This is a genomic window from Pantoea sp. BRR-3P (genome assembly GCF_039621635.1).
Taxonomy (GTDB): Bacteria; Pseudomonadota; Gammaproteobacteria; order Enterobacterales; family Enterobacteriaceae; genus Pantoea; species Pantoea floridensis.
In genome coordinates, this window is sequence record NZ_CP155066.1 from 808373 (window position 1) to 832529 (window position 24157).

Annotated in this window: 15 protein-coding genes, 2 tRNA genes and 3 rRNA genes; 7 read left to right on the plus strand and 13 right to left on the minus strand. The window is 53.1% G+C overall.

Annotated elements, in window-relative coordinates; translation table 11 throughout:
• Positions 1-454: 454 nt before the first annotated feature.
• The 6 genes from AAGR08_RS03680 (at position 455) to AAGR08_RS03705 (ending at position 7346) form a co-directional block, all read left to right on the plus strand.
• Positions 455-1995, plus strand: a 16S ribosomal RNA gene (locus AAGR08_RS03680).
• Positions 1996-2068: 73 nt separating this feature from the next.
• Positions 2069-2145 (plus strand) — tRNA-Ile (locus tag AAGR08_RS03685).
• Between the two features lie 142 nt (positions 2146-2287).
• A tRNA-Ala gene (locus AAGR08_RS03690) sits at positions 2288-2363 on the plus strand.
• A gap of 201 nt (positions 2364-2564) precedes the next feature.
• Positions 2565-5469 (plus strand): 23S ribosomal RNA (locus AAGR08_RS03695).
• 225 nt (positions 5470-5694) lie between these two features.
• Positions 5695-5810: ribosomal RNA gene (rrf, locus tag AAGR08_RS03700) — 5S ribosomal RNA — on the plus strand.
• Together the 16S, 23S and 5S rRNA genes with 2 tRNA genes alongside form the textbook arrangement of a ribosomal RNA operon.
• A 231-nt stretch (positions 5811-6041) precedes the next feature.
• Positions 6042-7346, plus strand: coding sequence for an MFS family transporter (locus AAGR08_RS03705; RefSeq protein WP_345829855.1), 1305 nt, complete (start codon positions 6042-6044; stop codon positions 7344-7346).
• Here the strand turns inward: AAGR08_RS03705 and AAGR08_RS03710 are convergent, their stop codons facing one another.
• The 6 genes from AAGR08_RS03710 to trxC all read right to left on the minus strand — a co-directional run bounded on the left by AAGR08_RS03710 (position 7347) and on the right by trxC (position 13904).
• Complete coding sequence (locus AAGR08_RS03710; RefSeq protein ID WP_345828609.1) at positions 7347-7667, minus strand: YfiM family lipoprotein; 321 nt, start codon at positions 7665-7667, stop codon at positions 7347-7349. It abuts the gene before it with no gap.
• A 3-nt stretch (positions 7668-7670) separates the two neighbouring features.
• Positions 7671-9026, minus strand: a complete 1356-nt coding sequence (gene pssA, locus AAGR08_RS03715; protein WP_345828611.1) for a CDP-diacylglycerol--serine O-phosphatidyltransferase — start codon at positions 9024-9026, stop codon at positions 7671-7673.
• Positions 9027-9142: 116 nt separating this feature from the next.
• Entirely contained in the window at positions 9143-11800 is a 2658-nt protein-coding gene (locus tag AAGR08_RS03720) for a bifunctional acetate--CoA ligase family protein/GNAT family N-acetyltransferase (RefSeq protein WP_345828612.1), read from the minus strand.
• Between the two features lie 43 nt (positions 11801-11843).
• Positions 11844-12614: a YaeF family permuted papain-like enzyme gene (locus AAGR08_RS03725; RefSeq protein ID WP_345828614.1), complete on the minus strand. Its 771-nt coding sequence runs from the start codon at positions 12612-12614 to the stop codon at positions 11844-11846.
• An 83-nt stretch (positions 12615-12697) separates the two neighbouring features.
• Positions 12698-13390, minus strand: coding sequence for a tRNA-uridine aminocarboxypropyltransferase (locus AAGR08_RS03730; RefSeq protein ID WP_345828615.1), 693 nt, complete (start codon positions 13388-13390; stop codon positions 12698-12700).
• A 94-nt stretch (positions 13391-13484) separates the two neighbouring features.
• Positions 13485-13904, minus strand: a complete 420-nt coding sequence (gene trxC, locus AAGR08_RS03735) for a thioredoxin TrxC (protein WP_007886387.1) — start codon at positions 13902-13904, stop codon at positions 13485-13487.
• A gap of 156 nt (positions 13905-14060) precedes the next feature.
• On the opposite strand from trxC, the gene AAGR08_RS03740 reads away from it, so the two are divergent.
• Positions 14061-15191, plus strand: a complete 1131-nt coding sequence (locus AAGR08_RS03740; protein WP_097096329.1) for a tRNA/rRNA methyltransferase — start codon at positions 14061-14063, stop codon at positions 15189-15191.
• 36 nt (positions 15192-15227) lie between these two features.
• On the opposite strand, the gene emrB is transcribed toward AAGR08_RS03740, so the two are convergent.
• From emrB to nrdF, 7 genes are all read right to left on the minus strand, one after another.
• Positions 15228-16763 (minus strand): multidrug efflux MFS transporter permease subunit EmrB, encoded by a 1536-nt coding sequence (gene emrB / locus AAGR08_RS03745; protein WP_097096330.1) that lies wholly within the window; start codon positions 16761-16763, stop codon positions 15228-15230.
• A 17-nt stretch (positions 16764-16780) separates the two neighbouring features.
• Positions 16781-17953, minus strand: coding sequence for a multidrug efflux MFS transporter periplasmic adaptor subunit EmrA (emrA, locus tag AAGR08_RS03750; protein ID WP_345828620.1), 1173 nt, complete (start codon positions 17951-17953; stop codon positions 16781-16783).
• A gap of 147 nt (positions 17954-18100) precedes the next feature.
• The gene (gene mprA, locus AAGR08_RS03755) at positions 18101-18631 is read right to left on the minus strand and encodes a transcriptional repressor MprA (protein ID WP_007886395.1); all 531 of its coding nucleotides are present in this window, start codon (positions 18629-18631) and stop codon (positions 18101-18103) included.
• Between the two features lie 716 nt (positions 18632-19347).
• Positions 19348-20343, minus strand: a complete 996-nt coding sequence (proX, locus tag AAGR08_RS03760; RefSeq protein WP_345828622.1) for a glycine betaine/L-proline ABC transporter substrate-binding protein ProX — start codon at positions 20341-20343, stop codon at positions 19348-19350.
• A gap of 63 nt (positions 20344-20406) precedes the next feature.
• Positions 20407-21591 (minus strand): glycine betaine/L-proline ABC transporter permease ProW, encoded by a 1185-nt coding sequence (gene proW, locus AAGR08_RS03765; RefSeq protein WP_345828624.1) that lies wholly within the window; start codon positions 21589-21591, stop codon positions 20407-20409.
• Positions 21588-22784, minus strand: a complete 1197-nt coding sequence (gene proV, locus AAGR08_RS03770; protein ID WP_345828626.1) for a glycine betaine/L-proline ABC transporter ATP-binding protein ProV — start codon at positions 22782-22784, stop codon at positions 21588-21590. The genes proW and proV overlap by 4 nt, the downstream gene beginning before the upstream one ends.
• A 411-nt stretch (positions 22785-23195) precedes the next feature.
• Positions 23196-24155, minus strand: coding sequence for a class 1b ribonucleoside-diphosphate reductase subunit beta (gene nrdF / locus AAGR08_RS03775; protein WP_345828628.1), 960 nt, complete (start codon positions 24153-24155; stop codon positions 23196-23198).
• Positions 24156-24157: the final 2 nt, after the last annotated feature.

Below are 24157 nucleotides of genomic sequence, written 5' to 3' on the forward strand. Positions count from 1 at the left end.
CCTGCGGGCCCGTTTTTTATGCGCTTTACGCAATAATTCGCTGCTTTTTGCAACGTATAGCCTGGAAAGTGAGCGGTCGCGCAAAAACTGCAAATTAGCACTTGTCAGTTGAAATGAACTGCCTATAATGCGCCACCACTGAGACGGCAAAGCGGCAACGCAGGCGGCTCAGCAGGGAGTGAAGAAATTCATCCCGCCGGATGAAAACGCTGAAAAAAGTGTTTGACTCTGAAGAGGGAAAGCGTAATATACGCCACCTCGCGACAGGCGGTTAACCCGCTGTTCGCAACGCTCTTTAACAATTTATCAGACAATCTGTGTGGGCACTCGCAGGATTGATATCAGCGTCTCCGGACGCAAAAAAATATCAAGTCTCACGAGTGAACACATAATGAAATTCATTATGGCGTTTTACAGATGAGCATCGCTGCACTTGTTGCAGCAAATCAAACTTAAATTGAAGAGTTTGATCATGGCTCAGATTGAACGCTGGCGGCAGGCCTAACACATGCAAGTCGAACGGTAGCACAGAGAGCTTGCTCTCGGGTGACGAGTGGCGGACGGGTGAGTAATGTCTGGGAAACTGCCCGATGGAGGGGGATAACTACTGGAAACGGTAGCTAATACCGCATAACGTCGCAAGACCAAAGTGGGGGACCTTCGGGCCTCACACCATCGGATGTGCCCAGATGGGATTAGCTAGTAGGTGGGGTAATGGCTCACCTAGGCGACGATCCCTAGCTGGTCTGAGAGGATGACCAGCCACACTGGAACTGAGACACGGTCCAGACTCCTACGGGAGGCAGCAGTGGGGAATATTGCACAATGGGCGCAAGCCTGATGCAGCCATGCCGCGTGTATGAAGAAGGCCTTCGGGTTGTAAAGTACTTTCAGCGGGGAGGAAGGCGGTGAGGTTAATAACCTTACCGATTGACGTTACCCGCAGAAGAAGCACCGGCTAACTCCGTGCCAGCAGCCGCGGTAATACGGAGGGTGCAAGCGTTAATCGGAATTACTGGGCGTAAAGCGCACGCAGGCGGTCTGTCAAGTCGGATGTGAAATCCCCGGGCTTAACCTGGGAACTGCATTCGAAACTGGCAGGCTAGAGTCTTGTAGAGGGGGGTAGAATTCCAGGTGTAGCGGTGAAATGCGTAGAGATCTGGAGGAATACCGGTGGCGAAGGCGGCCCCCTGGACAAAGACTGACGCTCAGGTGCGAAAGCGTGGGGAGCAAACAGGATTAGATACCCTGGTAGTCCACGCCGTAAACGATGTCGACTTGGAGGTTGTTCCCTTGAGGAGTGGCTTCCGGAGCTAACGCGTTAAGTCGACCGCCTGGGGAGTACGGCCGCAAGGTTAAAACTCAAATGAATTGACGGGGGCCCGCACAAGCGGTGGAGCATGTGGTTTAATTCGATGCAACGCGAAGAACCTTACCTACTCTTGACATCCACGGAACTTGGCAGAGATGCCTTGGTGCCTTCGGGAACCGTGAGACAGGTGCTGCATGGCTGTCGTCAGCTCGTGTTGTGAAATGTTGGGTTAAGTCCCGCAACGAGCGCAACCCTTATCCTTTGTTGCCAGCGGGTAATGCCGGGAACTCAAAGGAGACTGCCAGTGATAAACTGGAGGAAGGTGGGGATGACGTCAAGTCATCATGGCCCTTACGAGTAGGGCTACACACGTGCTACAATGGCGCATACAAAGAGAAGCGACCTCGCGAGAGCAAGCGGACCTCATAAAGTGCGTCGTAGTCCGGATCGGAGTCTGCAACTCGACTCCGTGAAGTCGGAATCGCTAGTAATCGTAGATCAGAATGCTACGGTGAATACGTTCCCGGGCCTTGTACACACCGCCCGTCACACCATGGGAGTGGGTTGCAAAAGAAGTAGGTAGCTTAACCTTCGGGAGGGCGCTTACCACTTTGTGATTCATGACTGGGGTGAAGTCGTAACAAGGTAACCGTAGGGGAACCTGCGGTTGGATCACCTCCTTACCTGAAGATACCTTCCCGCGAAGTGCTCACACAGATTGTCTGATAGAAAGTAACGAGCAGAAAAAACCTCTACAGGCTTGTAGCTCAGGTGGTTAGAGCGCACCCCTGATAAGGGTGAGGTCGGTGGTTCAAGTCCACTCAGGCCTACCAAATTTCTTCTCATGCTGCGTTAAAGCGCCGCTCGTATAGTGAACTATACGTCGCGACACTTTGCCCTGCCTGAAAAGAAATTACCGTTTGTGAAAGCGGGACTCCTGGTGAGTGGTAGTAGCGGTCTCTGCAGTAACTGTATGGGGCTATAGCTCAGCTGGGAGAGCGCCTGCCTTGCACGCAGGAGGTCAGCGGTTCGATCCCGCTTAGCTCCACCATTACAGTGACTCAAAACAATACTTCAGAGCAAACCGGAAACGGTGTGCTGCGAAGTATTATGCTCTTTAACAATCCGGAACAAGCTGAAAATTGAAACGACGCGTCGTATTCATTCTCCGTAATAAGAATGAAGTCACGATGCGTTCGAGTCTCTCAAATGCTTACAGTCCCAAGCGTTGCAAAACGCCTGTGGGTTGTGAGGTTAAGCGACTAAGCGTACACGGTGGATGCCCTGGCAGTCAGAGGCGATGAAGGACGTGCTAATCTGCGTAAAGCGTCGGTAAGGTGATATGAACCGCTACAGCCGACGATGTCCGAATGGGGAAACCCGGTGCACTCAGTGCATCATCGCAACATGAATACATAGTGTTGCGAGGCGAACCCGGGGAACTGAAACATCTAAGTACCCGGAGGAAAAGAAATCAACCGAGATTCCCCCAGTAGCGGCGAGCGAACGGGGAGCAGCCCAGAACCTGAATCAGTTTGTGCATTAGTGGAAGCGTCTGGAAAGTCGCACGACACCGGGTGATAGTCCCGTACACGAAAGTGCACATTCTGTGAGTTCGAAGAGTAGGGCGGGACACGTGGTATCCTGTCTGAATATGGGGGGACCATCCTCCAAGGCTAAATACTCCTGACTGACCGATAGTGAACCAGTACCGTGAGGGAAAGGCGAAAAGAACCCCGGCGAGGGGAGTGAAACAGAACCTGAAACCGTGTACGTACAAGCAGTGGGAGCCTCTTTATGGGGTGACTGCGTACCTTTTGTATAATGGGTCAGCGACTTATATTCTGTAGCAAGGTTAACCGTATAGGGGAGCCGCAGGGAAACCGAGTCTTAACTGGGCGTTAAGTTGCAGGGTATAGACCCGAAACCCGGTGATCTAGCCATGGGCAGGTTGAAGGTTGGGTAACACTAACTGGAGGACCGAACCGACTAATGTTGAAAAATTAGCGGATGACTTGTGGCTGGGGGTGAAAGGCCAATCAAACCGGGAGATAGCTGGTTCTCCCCGAAAGCTATTTAGGTAGCGCCTCGTGAACTCATCTCCGGGGGTAGAGCACTGTTTCGGCTAGGGGGCCATCCCGGCTTACCAACCCGATGCAAACTGCGAATACCGGAGAATGTTATCACGGGAGACACACGGCGGGTGCTAACGTCCGTCGTGAAGAGGGAAACAACCCAGACCGCCAGCTAAGGTCCCAAAGTCATGGTTAAGTGGGAAACGATGTGGGAAGGCACAGACAGCCAGGATGTTGGCTTAGAAGCAGCCATCATTTAAAGAAAGCGTAATAGCTCACTGGTCGAGTCGGCCTGCGCGGAAGATGTAACGGGGCTAAACCATGCACCGAAGCTGCGGCAGCGACACTATGTGTTGTTGGGTAGGGGAGCGTTCTGTAAGCCGTTGAAGGTGTGCTGTGAGGCATGCTGGAGGTATCAGAAGTGCGAATGCTGACATAAGTAACGATAAAGCGGGTGAAAAGCCCGCTCGCCGGAAGACCAAGGGTTCCTGTTCAACGTTAATCGGAGCAGGGTGAGTCGACCCCTAAGGCGAGGCTGAAAAGCGTAGTCGATGGGAAGCAGGTTAATATTCCTGCACTTGGTGTTACTGCGAAGGGGGGACGGAGAAGGCTAGGTTATCCGGGCGACGGTTGTCCCGGTTTAAGCGTGTAGGCTGACACCTTTGGTAAATCCGGGGTGTCTTAAGGCTGAGGCGTGACGACGAGCCACCACGGTGGTGAAGTAACTGATGCCCTGCTTCCAGGAAAAGCCTCTAAGCTCCAGGTAACACGAAATCGTACCCCAAACCGACACAGGTGGTCAGGTAGAGAATACCAAGGCGCTTGAGAGAACTCGGGTGAAGGAACTAGGCAAAATGGTGCCGTAACTTCGGGAGAAGGCACGCTGGCGCGTAGGTGAAGGGACTTGCTCCCGGAGCTGAAGCCAGTCGAAGATACCAGCTGGCTGCAACTGTTTATTAAAAACACAGCACTGTGCAAACACGAAAGTGGACGTATACGGTGTGACGCCTGCCCGGTGCCGGAAGGTTAATTGATGGGGTTATCCGTAAGGAGAAGCTCTTGATCGAAGCCCCGGTAAACGGCGGCCGTAACTATAACGGTCCTAAGGTAGCGAAATTCCTTGTCGGGTAAGTTCCGACCTGCACGAATGGCGTAATGATGGCCAGGCTGTCTCCACCCGAGACTCAGTGAAATTGAAATCGCTGTGAAGATGCAGTGTACCCGCGGCAAGACGGAAAGACCCCGTGAACCTTTACTATAGCTTGACACTGAACATTGAGCCTTGATGTGTAGGATAGGTGGGAGGCTTTGAAGCGTGGACGCCAGTCTGCGTGGAGCCAACCTTGAAATACCACCCTTTAATGTTTGATGTTCTAACGTAGGCCCGTAATCCGGGCTGCGGACAGTGTCTGGTGGGTAGTTTGACTGGGGCGGTCTCCTCCCAAAGAGTAACGGAGGAGCACGAAGGTTGGCTAATCCTGGTCGGACATCAGGAGGTTAGTGCAATGGCATAAGCCAGCTTGACTGCGAGAGTGACGGCTCGAGCAGGTGCGAAAGCAGGTCATAGTGATCCGGTGGTTCTGAATGGAAGGGCCATCGCTCAACGGATAAAAGGTACTCCGGGGATAACAGGCTGATACCGCCCAAGAGTTCATATCGACGGCGGTGTTTGGCACCTCGATGTCGGCTCATCACATCCTGGGGCTGAAGTAGGTCCCAAGGGTACGGCTGTTCGCCGTTTAAAGTGGTACGCGAGCTGGGTTTAGAACGTCGTGAGACAGTTCGGTCCCTATCTGCCGTGGGCGCTGGAGAATTGAGGGGGGTTGCTCCTAGTACGAGAGGACCGGAGTGAACGCACCACTGGTGTTCGGGTTGTCATGCCAATGGCACTGCCCGGTAGCTAAGTGCGGAAAAGATAAGTGCTGAAAGCATCTAAGCACGAAACTTGCCCCGAGATGAGTTCTCCCTGACTCCTTGAGGGTCCTGAAGGGACGTTGAAGACTACGACGTTGATAGGCCGGGTGTGTAAGCGCAGCGATGCGTTGAGCTAACCGGTACTAATGACCCGTGAGGCTTAACCTTACAACGCCAGAGGCGTTTTGATGAGAGAGACCCGATTTTCAGCTTGTTTTACCGGATAAAGAATTCAGTTTTGTCCTGCGGAGTTAGGTCCGAAGGATTTTGCGCTGAAGCAAGGCGGCAAACGAGACGCTACGAGGGAGCATACGAGGGTATGTGACGGAGTAGCGCGAGAGCGGCCAACGCAGCAGCAGCGTAAAAGACACAGGACAGAGCGAAAAGAATTTGCCTGGCGGCTTTAGCGCGGTGGTCCCACCTGACCCCATGCCGAACTCAGAAGTGAAACGCCGTAGCGCCGATGGTAGTGTGGGGTCTCCCCATGCGAGAGTAGGGAACTGCCAGGCATTAAATAAGTGAAAAAGCCCCGAACGGAAGTTCGGGGCTTTTTTACGTTTTTTTGCAAAGATGCAATGAAGCAGTACGCTGAATTCGCATGAAAAAGGCGTAAATTACATTCCAAAATTCCCCTCTTGTCACAATTTGTGATCCAGGATTACAGCCAATTCCCGCAAATAGCGAATAGATGCTTTACTCAATCCTTTGGCGTTAATTCTTCGCAAGGAAATGAGGTAAGTATGACAGACTCCCTACAACAAAAAGTGGCACAGCCGGAAACAGCAGCCGTCAGTAAACAACGCATCTGGGCGATCGTTGGCGCATCTTCGGGTAATTTAGTCGAATGGTTCGATTTCTACGTTTACTCCTTCTTCTCACTCTATTTTGCCCATATCTTCTTCCCAAGTGGCGATACCACAACGCAGCTACTGCAAACCGCAGGCGTTTTTGCCGCAGGATTTCTCATGAGGCCGATTGGCGGCTGGTTGTTTGGCTATATTGCCGACCGGCATGGACGAAAAAGATCCATGTTGATCTCGGTATGCATGATGTGTTTGGGATCGTTAGTGATTGCCTGCCTACCGGGTTATGGCGAAATAGGATTAGCTGCACCCGTTATTTTGTTGTTGGCGCGTATGTTTCAGGGACTGTCTGTCGGTGGGGAATATGGCACCAGCGCGACTTATATGAGCGAAGTAGCACTTGAGGGGCGCAAAGGTTTCTATGCTTCGTTTCAATATGTGACGTTAATTGGTGGTCAATTACTGGCGGTACTTACCGTGGTCGTTTTACAGCAAATTCTAAGTGATGAAGCGTTGCGGAGTTGGGGCTGGCGCATCCCCTTCTTCCTGGGAGCGGCATTGGCAATTGTTGCTTTGTGGCTGCGTCGCTCTCTCAATGAAACTTCTGAGAAAAAAAACCGTGAGCACTCTGATGCTGGCAGCATTATAGGGCTGCTGCGCAATCACTCTCGTGCTTTTATTATGGTACTGGGCTTTACCGCCGGCGGTTCGCTGAGTTTTTATACCTTCACTACATACATGCAAAAATACCTGGTTAATACTGCAGGCATGGATGCGCGCAGCGCCAGTGGGTTAATGACCGGTGCTTTATTGGTCTTTATGCTGATTCAACCAATTATTGGCGCACTGTCAGACAAAATCGGGCGTCGCGCCTCTATGATGATCTTCGGCGCTGGTGCAGCAATTTGTACTGTTCCCGTTCTCATGCTGTTGCAAAATGTGCAGAGCAATTGGCTGGCATTTGCATTAATCATGCTGGCACTCATCATCACCAGTTTCTACACCGCGATCAGCGGCATTTTAAAAGCAGAAATGTTCCCACCAGAAGTGCGGGCGCTAGGTGTCGGACTGTCATATGCGGTAGCGAATGCGATATTTGGCGGTTCGGCGGAGTATGTGGCGTTACTGCTGAAGAGGGAAGGCATCGAAACCAGTTTCTTCTGGTATGTATCGGCAATGGGGGCATTGGCATTCCTGGTCTCGCTGATGCTTCACCGTAAAGGAAAGGGGATTGCGCTGTAATTACTGGCTAAGATTCCATAACGCAATACCGCTGGCAGCGCCAGCGACGTCCCAGCTTAGATCTTTCCAACTCCAGCCGCTCCCCGATGAGCGGCTGTCATACCACTCTTTACCGACACCAAAGCTAAGGGAAAATAGAAAGCCGAAGCGCAAACTTTGCCTGCGACCTTGATGTTGATGCTGAGAGATTTCACTGCCTGCTGCAGCCAGAGCGGCGGAAGAAAAGAAGTGTTCCGCTTTATCTTTGCCCGTCCAGTTATCCTGGGCCACATGCGCACATCCACTACACAGCAAAACTACGCAGAGGATGAGCGCACGCATCGGTTAAAGCAGACGGCTAATCAAACGGTCAATACGAATACGGCGCAGGCGGCGAATCAGTTTGCGTACCTTAGCCGGATAATCAGAGATGCTCTCCAGTTCGCGGAAATGCTGCACCACCGATGTGTGCTGGCGAATCAGCGCCAGTTCTTTTTCACGCTGCTCCGCTAATTCATTGAGAGGATCGTGAATTAACACCGCGTTTTCCAGGTCAAGTCGCCATGCGCGTGGATTGAGGTTGTTGCCGGTAATCATCATCCATTCGTCATCAACCCAGATACCTTTTAGGTGATAACTGTTTTCACCATCTTTCCACAAGCGCACGGTCAGCTGGCCATTATTCACGTAATACTGGAGGCGGCTCAGGAAGCGACGTAGATTGATCTCATAAAGATAGGGTAACGCCCCAATAATTTTGAAGGGCTGTTCTGGCGGGATGTAGAAGTCATTAGCGGTTTTGTCACCGATGATAATCTCCACTTCTTTACCCTGACGCAGTAAATGAATCAGATTGCGCACCAGAATGGCTGGCAGGTTGAAATAAGGCGTGCATAGCGTCAGCTTATGCTCCGCGCACGGCATCAAATGGAAAATGGTTTTGTTCAGCAGGCTGCGTTTACCCAAGCCAACCAGCGGCGTTACGGTAAGTGATTCATTATCCGCATTGCCCGTGAACTGATAGTTAAAGCTGCGCAGCTCCTGGCGGAACTGACGTGTTTCATTCTTAATTTCAGGACTTGAAGGGCGCTCGCTTCGATCGAGACGATTGACCGCCTCAGACTCTTTAAGATTCTCACAGATCCATGCATACATCGTATCGGTCAGCTGCGGATTGCGGATCAGCTGGTAACGATCATAACGATATTTATCATGCTGATGCAGATAGACATCGTTCAGGCTTGCGCCGCTATAAAGCAACGTATCATCAATAATAAAACCTTTCAGATGTAACACGCCAAGCGCTTCACGCGTGTTTACCGGAATACCGTAAACGGGAATCGCGATATCAGGATGCTGCGCAGCCATTTCACAATACCAATCGGCATTGGTTACACTACGCGCGGCACCTATGCGTCCACGCTGGGCACGATGCCAATCAACCAGAATGCAGACATCCAGCTCTGGTTTTGCCTGACGCGCCGCGTATAGCGCCTGCATGATTCCCCGGCCACCGTCATCATTTTCCAGATACAGCGCCGTAATGCAGATACGCTTTTCTGCCGCGGCAATTTTCGTCAGCAAGGTTTCACGAAACTCGGCAGGCGAATAAAGCGTGGTCAGATCCGACACGGATTGTGACAGTTTAGGCAGCTGTGCGAGGTGTTGTTGGTGTTTATTACGTTTAAATTTAGACAACATCACAGTGCACTTCTTCTTTGTTCATTGCATGGCCTTTTGCCATCAAATCATGATCCTAACGTTAAATAATACCATCAACCGGCCTGTTAAGGAGGATTTTTACCTTTCTCTACAGGTTAGCCGATGGCGTCGCTAAGCGGCAAATTCAGGCTAACAATGCCGTCATCCAGTTGAATATTCACACGAAAATTAAGTTTTCTCGCCAACGTAATCATGCCGGTATTGTGCGGCATGGTGATACCGTTCAATTGTTGCAGGCCATGATCGCGTGTATAGCGGATCATCTTTTCCAACAGACGCCGCCCCATGCCTAACCCTTTCAAATCGGAGCGGACCAAAACGGAGAACTCTGCGTCGATATTGTCAGCATCAGAAATGGCGCGCGTGACACCGATAATCTCGTCGGCGCCATTGTGCTGACGTACTGCAACAATCGCCATCTCACGGTCATAATCGATTTGCGTCATATTTGCCAAGTCTTCATGAGTGAACTCATTGATTTCGCTGAAGTAGCGATAGTAGAGATCTTCTTTGGTTACTTGAGCGATGAAGGCACGTAGCTGCGGCTCATCTTCTGGCAGAATGGGACGGAACAAACAATGTTGGCCATCTTTTAGCTGCACCTGCTCTTCCAGATGATGGGGATAAGGGCGGATCGCCAGGCGTGTTTCGTTATCGCCGCTAAAAGGCGCCAGCTGCAAAGTCACATCCAGAAGCGTGAATTCATTCGCCGATGCCAGCAGCGGATGAATATCCAGGCGTTGAATCTCGGGGCAATCGACTATCAGGTTTGAAACCTGCACTAACAGCTGGCTAAGCCCGGTGATATCCAACGGCCTCAGCGCGCTACGACTGCGCACCTTGCCACTCTTCATCGCTTGAATCACCAGATAGCGCGCCAGCGTCATATTCAGCGGTGGTAAAGCAACCGCGGCTTGTTTATCTGGCTGCCACTCTACGCCGCCTTCACCCAGCAGGATAATGGGGCCGAACAGCGGATCTTGCTCTACCACCACGCGCAATTCCTGCGCTCCAGCGCGATTCGCCATGCTCTGTACTAGCAGGCCATCAACGTGTGCTTGTGGATGGGTTTCGCGCACGCGATCGAAAATCGCTTCGGCCGCTTGTTCCACTTCCGCGGCGCTGCGCAGATACAACATGACACCTTGTACTTCAGACTTATGGGGAATATCTGGCGAACGCAGTTTCAGCGCGACCGGATAACCAATCTGTTCGGCGATTTTGCCAGCGGCAGCACTGTCACTGGCAATCCAGGTTGGCAAGGTAGCTAATCCATAAGCCTGCAACACCGGCTGCACTTCATGGGTATCAAGCGTGGTAATACCCTGATCCAGCGCCTGTTGAATCAGCTGATGCGCCTGCTTGCTGTTCTGGGTTAAACCGAGCGGCAGTGCGGGCGTCTCGCGCAGTTGCTTTTGGTTACGGCGATATTCCACCTGATGCATGAACGCGGTGATGGTTCCTTCCGGCGTACGCCAGGTGGGAATGCCAGCTTGCGTAAAGGCGCGCCGCGCAGCCTGTGAGGAGTATTCGCCGCACCAGTTAGTCAGTAGCGTGACCTGTTTGCCACGCGGATGTTTGGCAACCGCAGCGATAATCTGCTCGGCGGTTTCGCTGGAAGGCGATACGGCACTTGGCGCATGAATGATCATCAGCGCATCAAGTTCATGGCTATCCAGCAGCCGTTCAATGCAGGCCACATAACGTGCCGGTGTTGCATCATCTTTTAAGTCGAGCGGATTACCGCGACCGACACCTTCCGGCAGCAGCGCCGCCAGCGCCTGTAATGTCTCTTCATTCAGCGTCGCCAGCTTGCCGTTGCGCGCATACAGCTCATCGAGCGCCAGCGCAGCCGGTGCTGCGCCGTTGCTGAGAATCATCAGCCGATCGCCGCGTAATGGGCGCATATGGCTGAGCGACTCTACCGCCGTAAAGAGTTCGTGCGTATCCTGCACGCGTAGTAAACCAGCGCGTTGAATCGCCGCATCCCAGGCCGCATCCAATCCGCTACGGGTGCCGATCATTGCCTGCGCCTGATGGCTACGGCCACTTTTTATCACCAGAATGGGTTTATTGCGTGAGGCGCTGCGTGAGGCGGAAACAAAGCGGCGCGCGTCGCTCAGATGTTCGAGATAGAGCAAAATGGCGCTGGTTTTACCGTCGCGCGCGAGGAAATCTAACAGGTCATCGACGTCGATATCCAGGCTGTCACCCAGTGCGATAAACCACGAGAAACCGAGGTTTCGCTGCTGCGCCCAATCCAGGATGGTATTAGAGACCGCGGCCGATTGTGAAATAAAGGCAATACGTCCTTTTGCAATCGGCACCGGTGAGAAGCTAGCATTCAGCCCTTGCCATGGCGCCAGCAAACCTAAGCTATTCGGGCCGAGCAGGCGGATTTGCCATTGGCTGGCACAGGCTTTCAGTTCTTCCAATTGACTGGCCGGTGCTGAAAGAATAATGCACGCCTTGCAGCCTTTTTCGCCCAGCTGTTGCAGTAGTTCGAGATTACGTTTGGCGTGGGTGCAGATGATGGCGAGATCGGGCGCGAAGGGCAGGCTGGCGATATCAGGCCAGGCCAGCACGCCGCTCACTGCTTTATATTTCGGCGTCACCGGCAACACCGGACCACTAAACCCGCCGGCCAGCAGATTACGCATCATAAAGTAGCCGGCGCGCCCCGGGGTAATCGAGGCACCGACTACCGCGATTGATTTAGGTCGTAACAGCGCTTCCAGTCCGCGTTGGCTCATCATCCGCTCCTGCTATCAAGATTGGCATGATTGTAAACGCTTTTTAATGCGCTTGCTGATTCGCCGATCGCAGGCCAAGGATCTCTTTTAGATTCCAGCGTTTTAAATGGCCGACATACTGCATATTCTGCTGCGCCCGCCATGCTGAGACATCGCCGTCACGTAAATGCAGTAAATCTGCCGGGCTGACCCAATTGGCCTGCCCCTGCAACAGTTCAATACCCGCATGACGATAGCCCGCCAATACAAATTCGGAGCAGAAGAAGCGATTGGCTTGAGGATCGTCAACATCAGCTAACTGCACGCGGGCCATTGCGGTAAGGCAGGCACTGCGAACCTCTTCATTGACGAGTGGCAGTTCACACAGACGGCGTGACACCATAAACGGCATAAACATTACGATGCCCTTGAAGTTGTATTTTTTGCCTTGCTGTAAATCGGCAAACTCCCGTAAGCGCAGCATCTGCTCGCTGGTCATGCCGGGTACGCGCAGCACCAGCAGACTATTGCTTTCATCAATAGCATGATTTAGCGGAATAATTTTAACGCCGCTGCCAACCGCTTCCGCAACCTGTTCATCGCCAAGATAAATCGCTGCATGGCTTACGCCAGTCAGAGTAAACAGGCGAATTCCCCACGATTGTGGTGACGTGGCGGATGAGAGCAACAAATCACCGGGCATCAAAGCGCTGCTTGAAATCAGTGCGGTTGGGCGGGTGCTGGCAGATTGCAGCTGCGGCGGAAAAGCGCGGTCGGGTTGTGGGGCGGTGCTGCAGCCGGTGAGCAGCAGCATCAGCAGCCAGAAAGTTTTCATCGTGCATCCTTTGCATATAAGGCCAACTCCGTGGCGATGCGCGACTATAAATCAAACTGGCTGGTTACAAAAGCTGCAAATCCTTAAAGGACATTTTCGAGGCTATGCACGGGATGGTGCGGCTTGCCCGCCAGATAAGCGTGACGGAAGCGTTCGAAATAGTGATGTAGTTCCGCAGCCGCGGCAAGATCGCCGGCCTGCTCCAGTAGCGCAGCGGCAACTTCTGCGGTGCAGTGTTGACCCACGCCGTGCGCTTCACGCAGCGTATAGCGCGATGGCATGGTCACGTTCAGCGACATCACCGGGAATGCATCGAGCCACGGACTTTTACGGAACATCTTACGCGCTTCGGTCCAGGTGCCATCGAGCAGGATAAACAGCGGCGGTTTGCCGGTCAGAGGCGGGCGGGTTAACACGTCACGATCGGCATCAGCGTACGACGCGGGAAACACCACCAGCGGCTGATAATGTTCGCTTTTAACTGCGGCCAGCAGCTGAGGATCTGGCTCGGTGCGTGACCAACCGAACGCCTGCGTATCCGGCAGCACATCGGCAATCAGCCTGCCGGTATTGCTGGGCTTCATCGGCTCGGTATCGAACATAACCAGGCAAAAGCGGCTACGCGCTGGCTGTGGCTGGATGGACGCGCACAGACAATTTTTCTGCGGTAGCAAACAGCGCTGGCAGCGCAGCACGCGATTACCGCGCGCCAGAAACGGCCGCGTAGCGCGCGCTAAACGTTGCGCACGTAAGCGCAGGACGGCATTTTCAAACATAGATTCGCTGGCAGGAGGAAAAACGTCAGTGTAATGGAATTAGCAGGGAAAGGTAATAATAAGGAAGGCCAGCACGCGGCTGGCCATCAGCGATTTACAGCGATTCGTCGAGCCATTCATTGAACGGCGCTTTCGGCATGGCGCCATTCAGCATGTCGACCATTTCGCCGTTCTTAAACAGCATAATGGTCGGAATGCTGCGAATGCGGAACCGCGAGCTTAACGCTGGTTCAGCTTCCGTGTTTACCTTCACAAAACGCACTTTGCCGCGCCGCTCGTCGGCGACATCTTTAAACACTGGCGCAAAGTTTACGCACGGGCCGCACCACGGTGCCCAGAAGTCGATCACTACCGGCAGATCGTCCTGCAGATATTTATCCAGCGTGGCGGATGTCGCGTTGGCGACTTCACCGTTAAACAGCTCACCGCCGCAACGCCCACATTTTGCTCCATCGGCAATGCGCGACTCGGGCACGCGATTAGTTGCCTGACAGGAGGCACAGACTGTATTCATATTTACCTCAACCCGGACCTGTAAATCTGATGATTGCCGGACATTATGAAAAGGTTGAGTGCTATGCTCAATCTGGATTGCCCAATAGGTTCAATAGTTGATAGCTAAGCACCGACACATCAGGTAATCTTCGCGCTCTCAATGCTGGAGGAACAGATGAACGACGAATTTAAAGGCAAAAGCGGCAAGGTAAAAGTGATGTATGTACGTGATGAGGAGGGTGGTCAAAAGCCTAATCCCCGTACCGGCAAAGGCGGCCGTCCTGCTGCGCGCCAGGAAGATAATCGTCGTTCTGGTCCTCGCAGCGCACGTGGTAATGAAGAGAGTGGCCGTAGCGGCGCACGCAGCGAAGCCGGCGGACGTGGTTCTGCCCCGCGCGACGCACGCAACAGTGAACGCGGCCGTAGCTTTGGTCAGCGTGACGATCGTGGCAGTGATAACCGCAGTTTCGGTGATTCACCGTGGCGCACCGTTTCGCGTCCACCAGTTGCAGATGACAGCCAGCTGGATGATGCAGCCAGCAATAAGCCGGTAATCGATCCCGAGCAGATTCGCCGCCAACGTCAGGAAGAGACGCGCGTTTACGGTGAAAATGCCTGCCAGGCACTGTTCCTGAGCCGCCCTGAAAGCATCGTGCGCGCCTGGTTTATCCAGAGCGTGACGCCGCGCTTCCGCGAAACCCTGCGCTGGCTGGCGGCTAACCGCAAAGCCTACCACGTGGTAGACGATGCCGAACTGACCAAAGCATCCGGTACCGAACACCACGGCGGCGTGTGCTTCATTATTAAGAAGCGCATGGGCATGCCGGTTAGCGAGTGGCTGACCAAGGCACCGACCAAAGATTGCGTGCTGGCGCTGGAAGATGTCAGCAACCCGCACAACCTCGGCGGTATTATGCGTAGCTGCGCGCACTTCGGTGTGAAAGGATTGCTGGTTAATGATGCTTCGCTGCTGGAGTCGGGTGCGGCAGTACGTACCGCCGAAGGTGGTGCTGAGCACGTACAGGCGATCAGCGGCGAAAGCTTCGCTGAGGGCCTGGAAGCTTTCCGTAAAGCAGGTTATACCATCGTCACCACCTCCAGTCATGAAGGCACACCGCTGGCAAAAGCGGAGCTGCCGGCCAAAATGGTGCTGGTGTTAGGTCAGGAGAGCGAAGGTCTGTCGGACAGCGCGTTCCAGCAGGGTGATCTCAGCCTGTCAATTGGCGGTACGGGCAACGTTGAGAGCCTCAACGTCTCAGTGGCAACCGGTATTCTGCTCGCCGAATGGTGGCGTCAGAACGCATAAAAAAACGGGCCGCAAGGCCCGTTTTTGTTGTATCGCTTAGTGAGCGCCACCGCCGCCGCCGCCGGCACCAAAGGGTGGGCGCGCAAACCACACCAGCACCAGCAAGATCAAAAATACGCCCGCCGATGCCCAGAAGATCTCATTCGCCGAAATAATCAGTCCCTGATTGGTAATCTGTTGTGCGATATACGCCGATGCCTGCTGTTGGGTCATCCCCAAACTTTCCAGCTGGTCATACATCTGCTGTGAATTGACGTTGAACGGATTCACCGACTCCGACAAATAGCTGTGGTGCATTGATTCACGATTGCTCCACATGGTGGTGGTAATCGAGGTCCCGATAGAACCCGCCAGTGTACGCACGAAGTTCGACAGGCTCGATGCTGCAGCCATACGTTCCGGCGGTAAGCCCGAAAGCGTAATGGTGGTCAGCGGCATAAAGAAGCACGCCACTGCGAAGCCCTGAATAAACTGCGGCCACGCCGATGCACCAAAATCCATCCCCGGTTCAAACGTGTAGGCGCGCCAATAGAAGCACACGGCGTACATAATAAAGCTAAAGGTCACCAGCTTTCGCATATCCAGCTTATGTGCGAAACGACCAATGATCGGCGACAGGATGACTGGCAGAATGCCAACCGGCGCCGACGCCAATCCGGCCCAGGTGGCGGTGTAGCCATATACCTCCTGCAACAGCTGCGGCAGCAAGACGATTGAGCCGAAGTAGAGCATATACGCCAGGCTTATCGATAAGCAGCCAATGGTGAAGTTGCGCATCTTGAACAACGACAAATCGACTATTGGGTGATCGTCGGTGAGCTCCCACACCAGCAACACCAGTAGCGCCACCACGGCGACCACCGTTAGCACAATGATTTCGCTGGAGCTAAACCAGTCGAGCTCTTTCCCGCGGTCGAGCATCACCTGCAGCGAGCCAATGCCCACCACCAGCAGCACCAGACCAATCATATCGATCGGGCGGATTTCGGTTTTGGTTTCACGTCCGCGCAGCGTTTGCAGCGTCAGTAACACCACGACCACACCAATCGGCACGTTGATGAAGAAGATCCAGCCCCAGTGATAGTTGTCGCTAATCCAGCCGCCGAGAATCGGGCCACAGATCGGTGCCACAATCACCGTCATCGCCCACAGCGACAGCGCTACGCTGCGTTTCGCCGGGGGATAGTTATTGAGCAACAAACTCTGCGACAGCGGAATCAACGGGCCGGCCACCACGCCCTGAATGACGCGGAAGAAGATCAGCATTTCCAGGCTTTCGGACATGCCACAAGCCCAGGACGCGAGCACAAACAGGATGGTTGCCCAGGTAAACAGCTTCACTTCACCGATGCGTTTCGCCAGCCAGCCGGTAATAGGAATCGAGATGGCATTCGCCACCCCGAAAGAGGTAATCACCCACGTACCTTGTGAGTTCGAGGCACCGAGATTACCGGCGATAGTCGGAATCGCCACGTTAGCGATGGTGGAGTCGAGTACCTGCATAAACGTCGCCAGCGACAGGGCGATGGTCATCAGGACTAACGGCGCACCTTCAAGCGGTTTTTGTGCCATACCAGCCTCCCGCGGCGTTAGTCAGCGTTGGCACGAACGATGTCAGTAATCAGCTGGTTAACCGGCGCAAGGTCGATTGCCAAAGCATTACTTTCATAAGCGGCTTGTGGGCGTACAACACTCGCCAGCGTAGCGCCATCTTTGTTCTGCGTATCCACTTTCACCAGCGTAGAGAGACCAATACGCAGCGGATGCTCGGCAACTTGTTGTGCATCCAGCTCAATACGTACCGGCAGACGCTGAACCACTTTGATCCAGTTACCCGTGGCGTTTTGCGCCGGCAGCAGAGAGAAGGCGCTACCGGTACCCATATCAAGCCCCACCACTTTACCGTGATACTCCACGTCATCGCCGTAGATATCGCTGATTACCGTGGCCGATTGTCCAATACGTACGCCAGAAAGCTGCGTCTCTTTAAAGTTGGCATCAACCCATAGATTGGTGGCCGGAACTACCGCCAGCAGCGGAGTAGTAGAAGAGATCTGCGAGCCAACCTGCACGCTACGACGTGATATAAAGCCATCAATTGGGCTACGGATGTCGGTGCGCTGCAGCGCCAGCCAGGCATCACGCAGCTCAGCCGCACTTTGTTGTACCGCAGGCTGATTTTCCAGCGAAGTATTCAGGATCATCGCCTGATTGGCGTTATATTGCTGCACCGCAACATCCAGCTGTGCTTTCGCCGTGGCGACAGCATCACGCGAGTGTTGCAGCTCTTCGCGACCAATCAGGTTTGATGCACCCAGCGGCTCGCGGCGTTTCAGGTCAGCTTCGGCCTGATCCAGCGCGGTTTGCTGCAGCTTGATGGTGGCTTGATATTGCTTGCCATTGATCATCAGCTGATGGGTTTGACGCACGCTGGTGGCCAATGCGGTCTGCGCTTTTTCAAACGCCTGCTGCGCATCGGTTTTATCCAGCGAAACCAACACGTCACCTTTTTTGACCCTGTCAGTATTATCAAACCAAACTTTATTTACGCTGCCAGAAACCTGTGCCATCACCTGCACCTGGTTACCCGCCACATAGGCATCATCGGTTTCCTGGAAGTGACGCAGCACCAAATACCAGTAAGCCAGATACGAAATACCAATAATTACAAACACGATAGCCAGCAGGATCAGCACACCTTTGCGCTTCTTCTTTTTATTTGCTGGCTGTTGCGGGCTTTGAGCTTCCGCTGTCGCACTCATGTTGTTCTCCAGGTTGCCATTTAGTCGGGATGCGTTGATCCTTCAACACGGATGCCCGAGTCGAAAAAGCCAGCGCTGAAGCGCTGGCCGGATAAAAGGGGATTAAAATAGCGATTTCGGAAGGTGATTGTGTCGCACTTCTTGCTATTAGCGCGACAGAGAGGCGATAACCTGATCTTCGTCCATTTTATCCAGACGGTTAAGTAACTTACGGGTGATGGTTTCCAGCTGATCCTGCTCGTTAGTCGAGAGCGAAGACCACAGATATTGCAGACTCTGATGCTGTGGTGGCAGCAGCTGACGCAGGAACTCATTGCCTTTTTCGGTCAGGTGCAGGTGCAGGCAGCGACGATCGTTCTCGCTTTCACGGCGTTCAATCCAGCCACGCTTCTCCAGCTCATCGGCGATACGTGTGGCGTTGGTACGGGAGGAGCCTAATGCAGAACTGAGTTCTGATGGCTGAATGCTCTGATTTTCCTGTGCATCAAGGGTAATCAGCGCCATGAATAAGGTTTCGTTAATTCCCTGCGCCTTCAACATTTTGTTGCGATTATCCAGCAGTTTACCCTGCATATGCATACACAAGCGGGTCAGAATGATCTCCTGCAGCGGAAAATCTTTATGGCGGTTAGCACGGATGTTTAGCATCTGTTCAATGGGAGTAAACGAACTTTCCATTTTTAAAAAAACCTCTTAGTTGCAACTGGTATAGTAATGATGGTGACAGATAAAGCGTAGTCATATTTTCCGTGCGTGATTGTTCGCACGATCACATTGTCAACATCTGACATTCCAGGTTATTCCTTAACCCTGGGCATCTGGCCCTGACATACCGCCGGATATTAAGACGGATGATGTCATCAATTCATTTCGGGAAACCTTTTTGCAGATAAATAATTTCGCGCGAAAAAATAACTCTGGTGAATAACTGCTCTGCTAACCATAACAAACCCAATCATTAATGAACAGTATCGCTCATCAGATAGTGCCCATCTTTACGATTTCTAAACACTTTTTCTGCCCAGGGAATGCAGGTAAATCAACGGCTTGATTAACATGTTCTTAACAAAGCCCACGCAACCCAGTTCTATCCACAGGCTGAAATTCAACAGTCAAAGCAGGAGCGTTCATTGCGCGGAAGTGAGAGAGATAATCATTTGTGGGTAATAGTAACCCAAAAAATTATTTCATTGATGGGTTAATTAACAGGACGTACCAGTGCGCTATAGCGCACGCTTCGCTTATCGAGAAGGGTAAACGAGAAAGGTTTCACGCTTTGTAGCGGCACGGTTTATCCAGTCTTTGGCTGGTGGAGCCTTTTTCTCATAAAAAACGGCGCGAAAAATCGCGCCGCCACACTACAAACGCTAATGTAAATCTGGCGTTTTAATGCGTTATTTAGCCGCCGCCAGCGCGTCCTGAATCCACTTATCAAATTCCGCCTGATGACCTTTAATCCAGCCATCGACGTGGCCGTTGATATCGGCTTCAGAAGCGTGACCAGCATGCATCGCTGCGTTTTCAGCGTTGATATCGCTAATCGGCAGCTTCATCTCTGCAAACAATTTCGCCGCTGCCGGGTTCTTCTCGGTCCAGGCTTTGTTGGCCACGATGTGCATGGTGTTCACCGGGAAACCGTAGTTGGCACCATTGGCCAATTTAGTATCCACTTTGCTCTGCTCGCCTGGCAGGGAGGAGAACGGCACCTGCAGCCACACCACATCTTTACCCGGCTTCAGCACGTCGCTGACCCAATACGGGGTCCAGGTGTAATAGAACACCGGTTTACCCTGCTTAAAGCGCGTGATGGTATCGGCGATCATCGCCGAATAATTACCCTGATTATGTTCAACGGTGTTGCTCAGCTTATAAGCATCGATCTGGTGATTAATCACCGCTTCACAACCCCAGCCCGGCGTACAGCCGGTCAAATCCGCTTTACCATCGCCGTTGGTATCAAATAGTTTGGCGATCTTTGGAACTTTTAGCTGCTCGATATTGGTGATGTGGTACTGCTCAGCGGTTTTCTTATCGATCAGATACCCCTGCGCAGCACCACCCACGTAGGTGCCCTGACGATAAAATTTCGCATCGCCGCCCGCCGCTTTATACATATCATCGTGCAGCGGCTGCCAGTTGGTGGCAATAAAGGTGGCATCGCCAGCAGCGATGGTGGTGTAAGCCACGTTGTAATCAATCTCGCTGGGTTTCTCGACGGTATAGCCGAGTTTTTCCAGCGCACGGCTCACCAGCAGCGTCTGAAAGGTCTCTTCAGAAATGGTGCTCTGAGTCGGTTTTACGGTAATGCCTTTACCCGGCAGGTCGGCGGCGGACACGTGCGTCGCGGCGAACGTCGTCAGGACGGCGGCGAATAGAGCTGTCTTGCGCATAGTCATTCCTTATTTTACGTGTTACGTCGGAGACGAGCGATCCCGGCGGATCGCTCATTGAAATCAGGCTTTTTTACTGAAAGGGCGGAGCAGCAGACCAAGCGGCCCGGTGCTATACCAGTGACGGCTGCCACGGCTGCGGCTGTCGCGGCCCATCGATTGCGTCAGACGATCGAGGATAATGGCGAGAATAACGATGCCCACGCCGCCCACGGTGGCGAGGCCCATATCGAGACGTCCAATGCCACGCAGTACCATCTGGCCGAGGCCGCCAACGGCAATCATCGAGGCGATCACCACCATCGACAACGCCAGCATCAGCGTCTGGTTCACGCCCGCCATGATGGTGGGCATCGCCAGCGGCAGCTGTACTTTAAACAGCATCTGACGCGGGCTGGCGCCGAAGGATTCACTTGCTTCAATCAGGTCGGCTGGCACCTGCTTAATGCCGAGAATGGTCAGTCGCACAATCGGCGGCAGCGCAAAGATGATGGTCACCACCACGCCCGGCACGTTACCGATACCGAACAGCATGACAATAGGCACCAAATAGACGAACGCCGGCGTAGTCTGCATCGCATCCAGCAGCGGACGAATAATGCGCGCGGCACGTTCGCTGCGCGCCAGCCAGATGCCAAGCGGCAAGCCGATCACGATACAGAACAGCAGGGCGGTCAGCACCAACGCCAGCGTCACCATCGCCTGCGACCAGGCGCCTATCGCACCAATCGCAATCAGCGAGACAAGCGTCGCAATCCCCATCGCTGGGCTAGCAATCTGCCAGGCGATCAGCGCAAACACCACGATCGCCACCGGCGCAGGCATACCGAGCAGCAACTGCTGGAACGCGCTGAGAATGTAATCCACCGGCACGCGAATGCCCTGAAACAGCGGGCGGAAATGGCTCACCACCCAGTCGATGCCTTCGGTTACCCAGCTATCGAGTGGAATCCAGGTTTTATGGAACGGGTCCATGATGTTGAAATGCTCAGGTGCGGGAGCGGGTGCGCTGCTGAGCCAGTCGCTGCTGCTCGCTGCATGACTGGCAGCATCGTGCCCGCCGCTGCTGGCGGCCGCCGGATCGCCCCACGCATCGGCAGAGCCGTTCGCTGAACCGCTATCTGCGGGGGCGGCACTGCCGCTCGCCCAGGGATCGCTGTTACTGGCTGCGGCGTTGGCATCAGGCGTTGCGGGTTGCTGCGTGGTCTGGCTGGCGCTATCCCATGGATTAGACGTTTGTTCACTCATGATTGGGCTCCTTCACGATCTAAAGCGCGCAACAGCATGCTTTTCGAAATGATACCGACGTACTGATTCTCTTCACTGACGACCGGCACCGCGCAGGGCGCTTGCGCCACATGGGAGAGCAGATCGTTGAGGGAAGTATCGGCAGGAACCGCTAACGGCGTCTCCAGCAGTGCGCTATCCAGCCCTTCACCGGCCGCCAGGGCAGCTTTCAATGAATCGGTAGAAACCACGCCGACAAACTTCTGTTTTTCCAGCACATAGCCATATTCACGATCTTCATCCTGCAACAGCTTGATGGCAGATCGCGGACCAAAACCGGCGGCTTTACGAATCAGGGAACCAGCGCTACGACGGGCAATGTCTTTAGCGCTGAACACATGGCTAATATCGACGCCACGGAAGAAGGTGCGCACATAATCGTTGGCAGGATTATTGAGGATTTCATCCGGCGTGCCGACCTGAACGACTTCGCCGCCTTGCATAATCGCAATACGATCGCCAATACGCATGGCTTCATCAAGGTCGTGCGAAATAAATACGATAGTACGCTGATGTTTCGCCTGCAGTTTTACCAGCTCATCCTGCATTTCAGTACGAATAAGCGGATCAAGTGCCGAGAAGGCTTCATCCATCAGTAAAATATCCGGATTAATGGCCAACGCGCGGGCTAATCCTACACGCTGACGCATGCCACCAGAAAGTTCGTCTGGATACGAATGGGCATAATTATCCAGGCCAACCTGACGCAAAGCATCCAGCGCTTTTTCCTGACGCTCCTGCAACGGTACGCCGGCTAATTCCATGCCAAAAGCAGCATTATTTAGTACGGTCATGTGTGGCATGAGCGCAAAGGATTGAAATACCATGCTGATCTTATTTCTGCGGACTTCACGCAGTTCCGCATCTGATATTTTGGCGATATCGACACCGTCTATAATTACCTGGCCACGGGTGGGCTCGATCAGACGATTGAGAAGGCGAACCATGGTGGACTTACCAGAACCTGAGAGCCCCATGATGACGAAGATCTCGCCTTCTTCAATGGCCAGACTGGCATTCTTAACGCCGACGGAGAGACCGGTTTTCGCCAGAATACTCTCTTTGCTTTCGCCTTTATCAATCAGCTTAAATGCCTTTTCGGGATTATCCCCAAATACCTTATATAAATTCTTTACTTCGAGTTTAATTGCCATGCAGTAATTAATTTCCCGGTTAAATGTTTAACTATTTCTTGTTGTGGTCCTGATTAAATTTAAGCGCCCTATACCCTAGCATAGTGAAATTATCTGACAACCCTGAATGGCGATATTTGGCGGCGCGCGTCTGCACGAATAGCTAAAATCGCCAGTGCTCACAAGGGATGAGCGTGGATTAATTTTTTATGAAAGAGAGTGTGATTTATTGCTATTTCGCAACAGAAATGGTGTCAATGGCGTGAAAAAAGATATGCAGAATGAAAATAGAGCGGGAATATATGGGCGTTTTTTCGTTATTAATAAATCAATGGAGGAGTTCAATGTAGGGTGCGCATTAATGCGCACCGGGAATCCTGGTCGCCATGAATGGCGACCCTACAAGAGCAGAGCGTTATTTGATAAATACGCTTAGAAGTTCCAGTCTTCGTCTTCGGTCTCTACTGCTTTCCCCATGACATAGGAAGAGCCGGAACCTGAGAAGAAGTCATGGTTTTCATCGGCGTTTGGCGACAGCGCAGAGAGAATTGCCGGGTTAACCGCAGTCAGCTCCGCCGGGAACAGCGCTTCATAACCAAGGTTCATCAACGCTTTATTGGCGTTGTAGTGCAGGAAGGTTTTCACCTCTTCCGCCCAGCCTACTTCACCGTATAAGGCTTCGGTATACACCACTTCGTTTTCATACAGCGCCAGCAGCAAATCAATCGCGAACTGCTGCAGCTCTTCGCGTCGGCCAGCATCGACGGTCTCTAACGCTTTTTGGTACTTGTAACCGATGTAGTAGCCGTGCACCGCTTCGTCACGAATGATCAGCCGGATCAGGTCGGCGGTGTTGGTCAGCTTGCCACGGCTCGACCAATACATTGGCAGCCAGAAACCGGAGTAGAACAGGAACGATTCAAGGAACACGCTGGCGATTTTTTTCTTCAGCGGATCTTCGGCGCGATAGTGTTCCAGCACAATCTTCGCCTTGTTCTGTAAGGCTTGATTCTCTTCGCTCCAGCGATAGGCCGCATCGACATCCGCGGTATTACACAGCGTGGAGAAAATCGAGCTGTACGAACGCGCATGCACCGCTTCCATAAAGGAGATGTTGGATAGCACCGCCTCTTCGTGTGGCGTAATAGCGTCTTCCATCAGGCCCGGTGCGCCGATCACGTTCTGGATGGTGTCGAGCAGCGTCAGGCCGGTAAATACCCGAATGGTCAGCTGCTGCTGCTGGTGGTCCAGCGACTGCCAGGCTGGCAGATCGTTGGAGAGCGGCACTTTTTCCGGCAGCCAGAAGTTGCTGGTCAGGCGGTTCCACACTTCGAGGTCTTTCTCATCCTGGATGCGGTTCCAGTTAATCGCTTGAATTTGTTTTAGTTGCATAG

Coding starts and splice junctions, on each gene's coding strand:
- AAGR08_RS03705 (WP_345829855.1), top strand. CDS start 6,042: ATGACAGACTCCCTACAACAAAAAGTGGCACAGCCGGAAACAGCAGCC.
- nrdF (WP_345828628.1), bottom strand. CDS start 24,155: ATGCAACTAAAACAAATTCAAGCGATTAACTGGAACCGCATCCAGGAT.
- trxC (WP_007886387.1), bottom strand. CDS start 13,904: ATGAATACAGTCTGTGCCTCCTGTCAGGCAACTAATCGCGTGCCCGAG.
- proV (WP_345828626.1), bottom strand. CDS start 22,784: ATGGCAATTAAACTCGAAGTAAAGAATTTATATAAGGTATTTGGGGAT.
- AAGR08_RS03725 (WP_345828614.1), bottom strand. CDS start 12,614: ATGAAAACTTTCTGGCTGCTGATGCTGCTGCTCACCGGCTGCAGCACC.
- emrB (WP_097096330.1), bottom strand. CDS start 16,763: ATGGCACAAAAACCGCTTGAAGGTGCGCCGTTAGTCCTGATGACCATC.
- emrA (WP_345828620.1), bottom strand. CDS start 17,953: ATGAGTGCGACAGCGGAAGCTCAAAGCCCGCAACAGCCAGCAAATAAA.
- pssA (WP_345828611.1), bottom strand. CDS start 9,026: ATGTTGTCTAAATTTAAACGTAATAAACACCAACAACACCTCGCACAG.
- AAGR08_RS03730 (WP_345828615.1), bottom strand. CDS start 13,390: ATGTTTGAAAATGCCGTCCTGCGCTTACGTGCGCAACGTTTAGCGCGC.
- AAGR08_RS03720 (WP_345828612.1), bottom strand. CDS start 11,800: ATGAGCCAACGCGGACTGGAAGCGCTGTTACGACCTAAATCAATCGCG.
- AAGR08_RS03740 (WP_097096329.1), top strand. CDS start 14,061: ATGAACGACGAATTTAAAGGCAAAAGCGGCAAGGTAAAAGTGATGTAT.
- mprA (WP_007886395.1), bottom strand. CDS start 18,631: ATGGAAAGTTCGTTTACTCCCATTGAACAGATGCTAAACATCCGTGCT.
- proW (WP_345828624.1), bottom strand. CDS start 21,591: ATGAGTGAACAAACGTCTAATCCATGGGATAGCGCCAGCCAGACCACG.
- proX (WP_345828622.1), bottom strand. CDS start 20,343: ATGCGCAAGACAGCTCTATTCGCCGCCGTCCTGACGACGTTCGCCGCG.
- AAGR08_RS03710 (WP_345828609.1), bottom strand. CDS start 7,667: ATGCGTGCGCTCATCCTCTGCGTAGTTTTGCTGTGTAGTGGATGTGCG.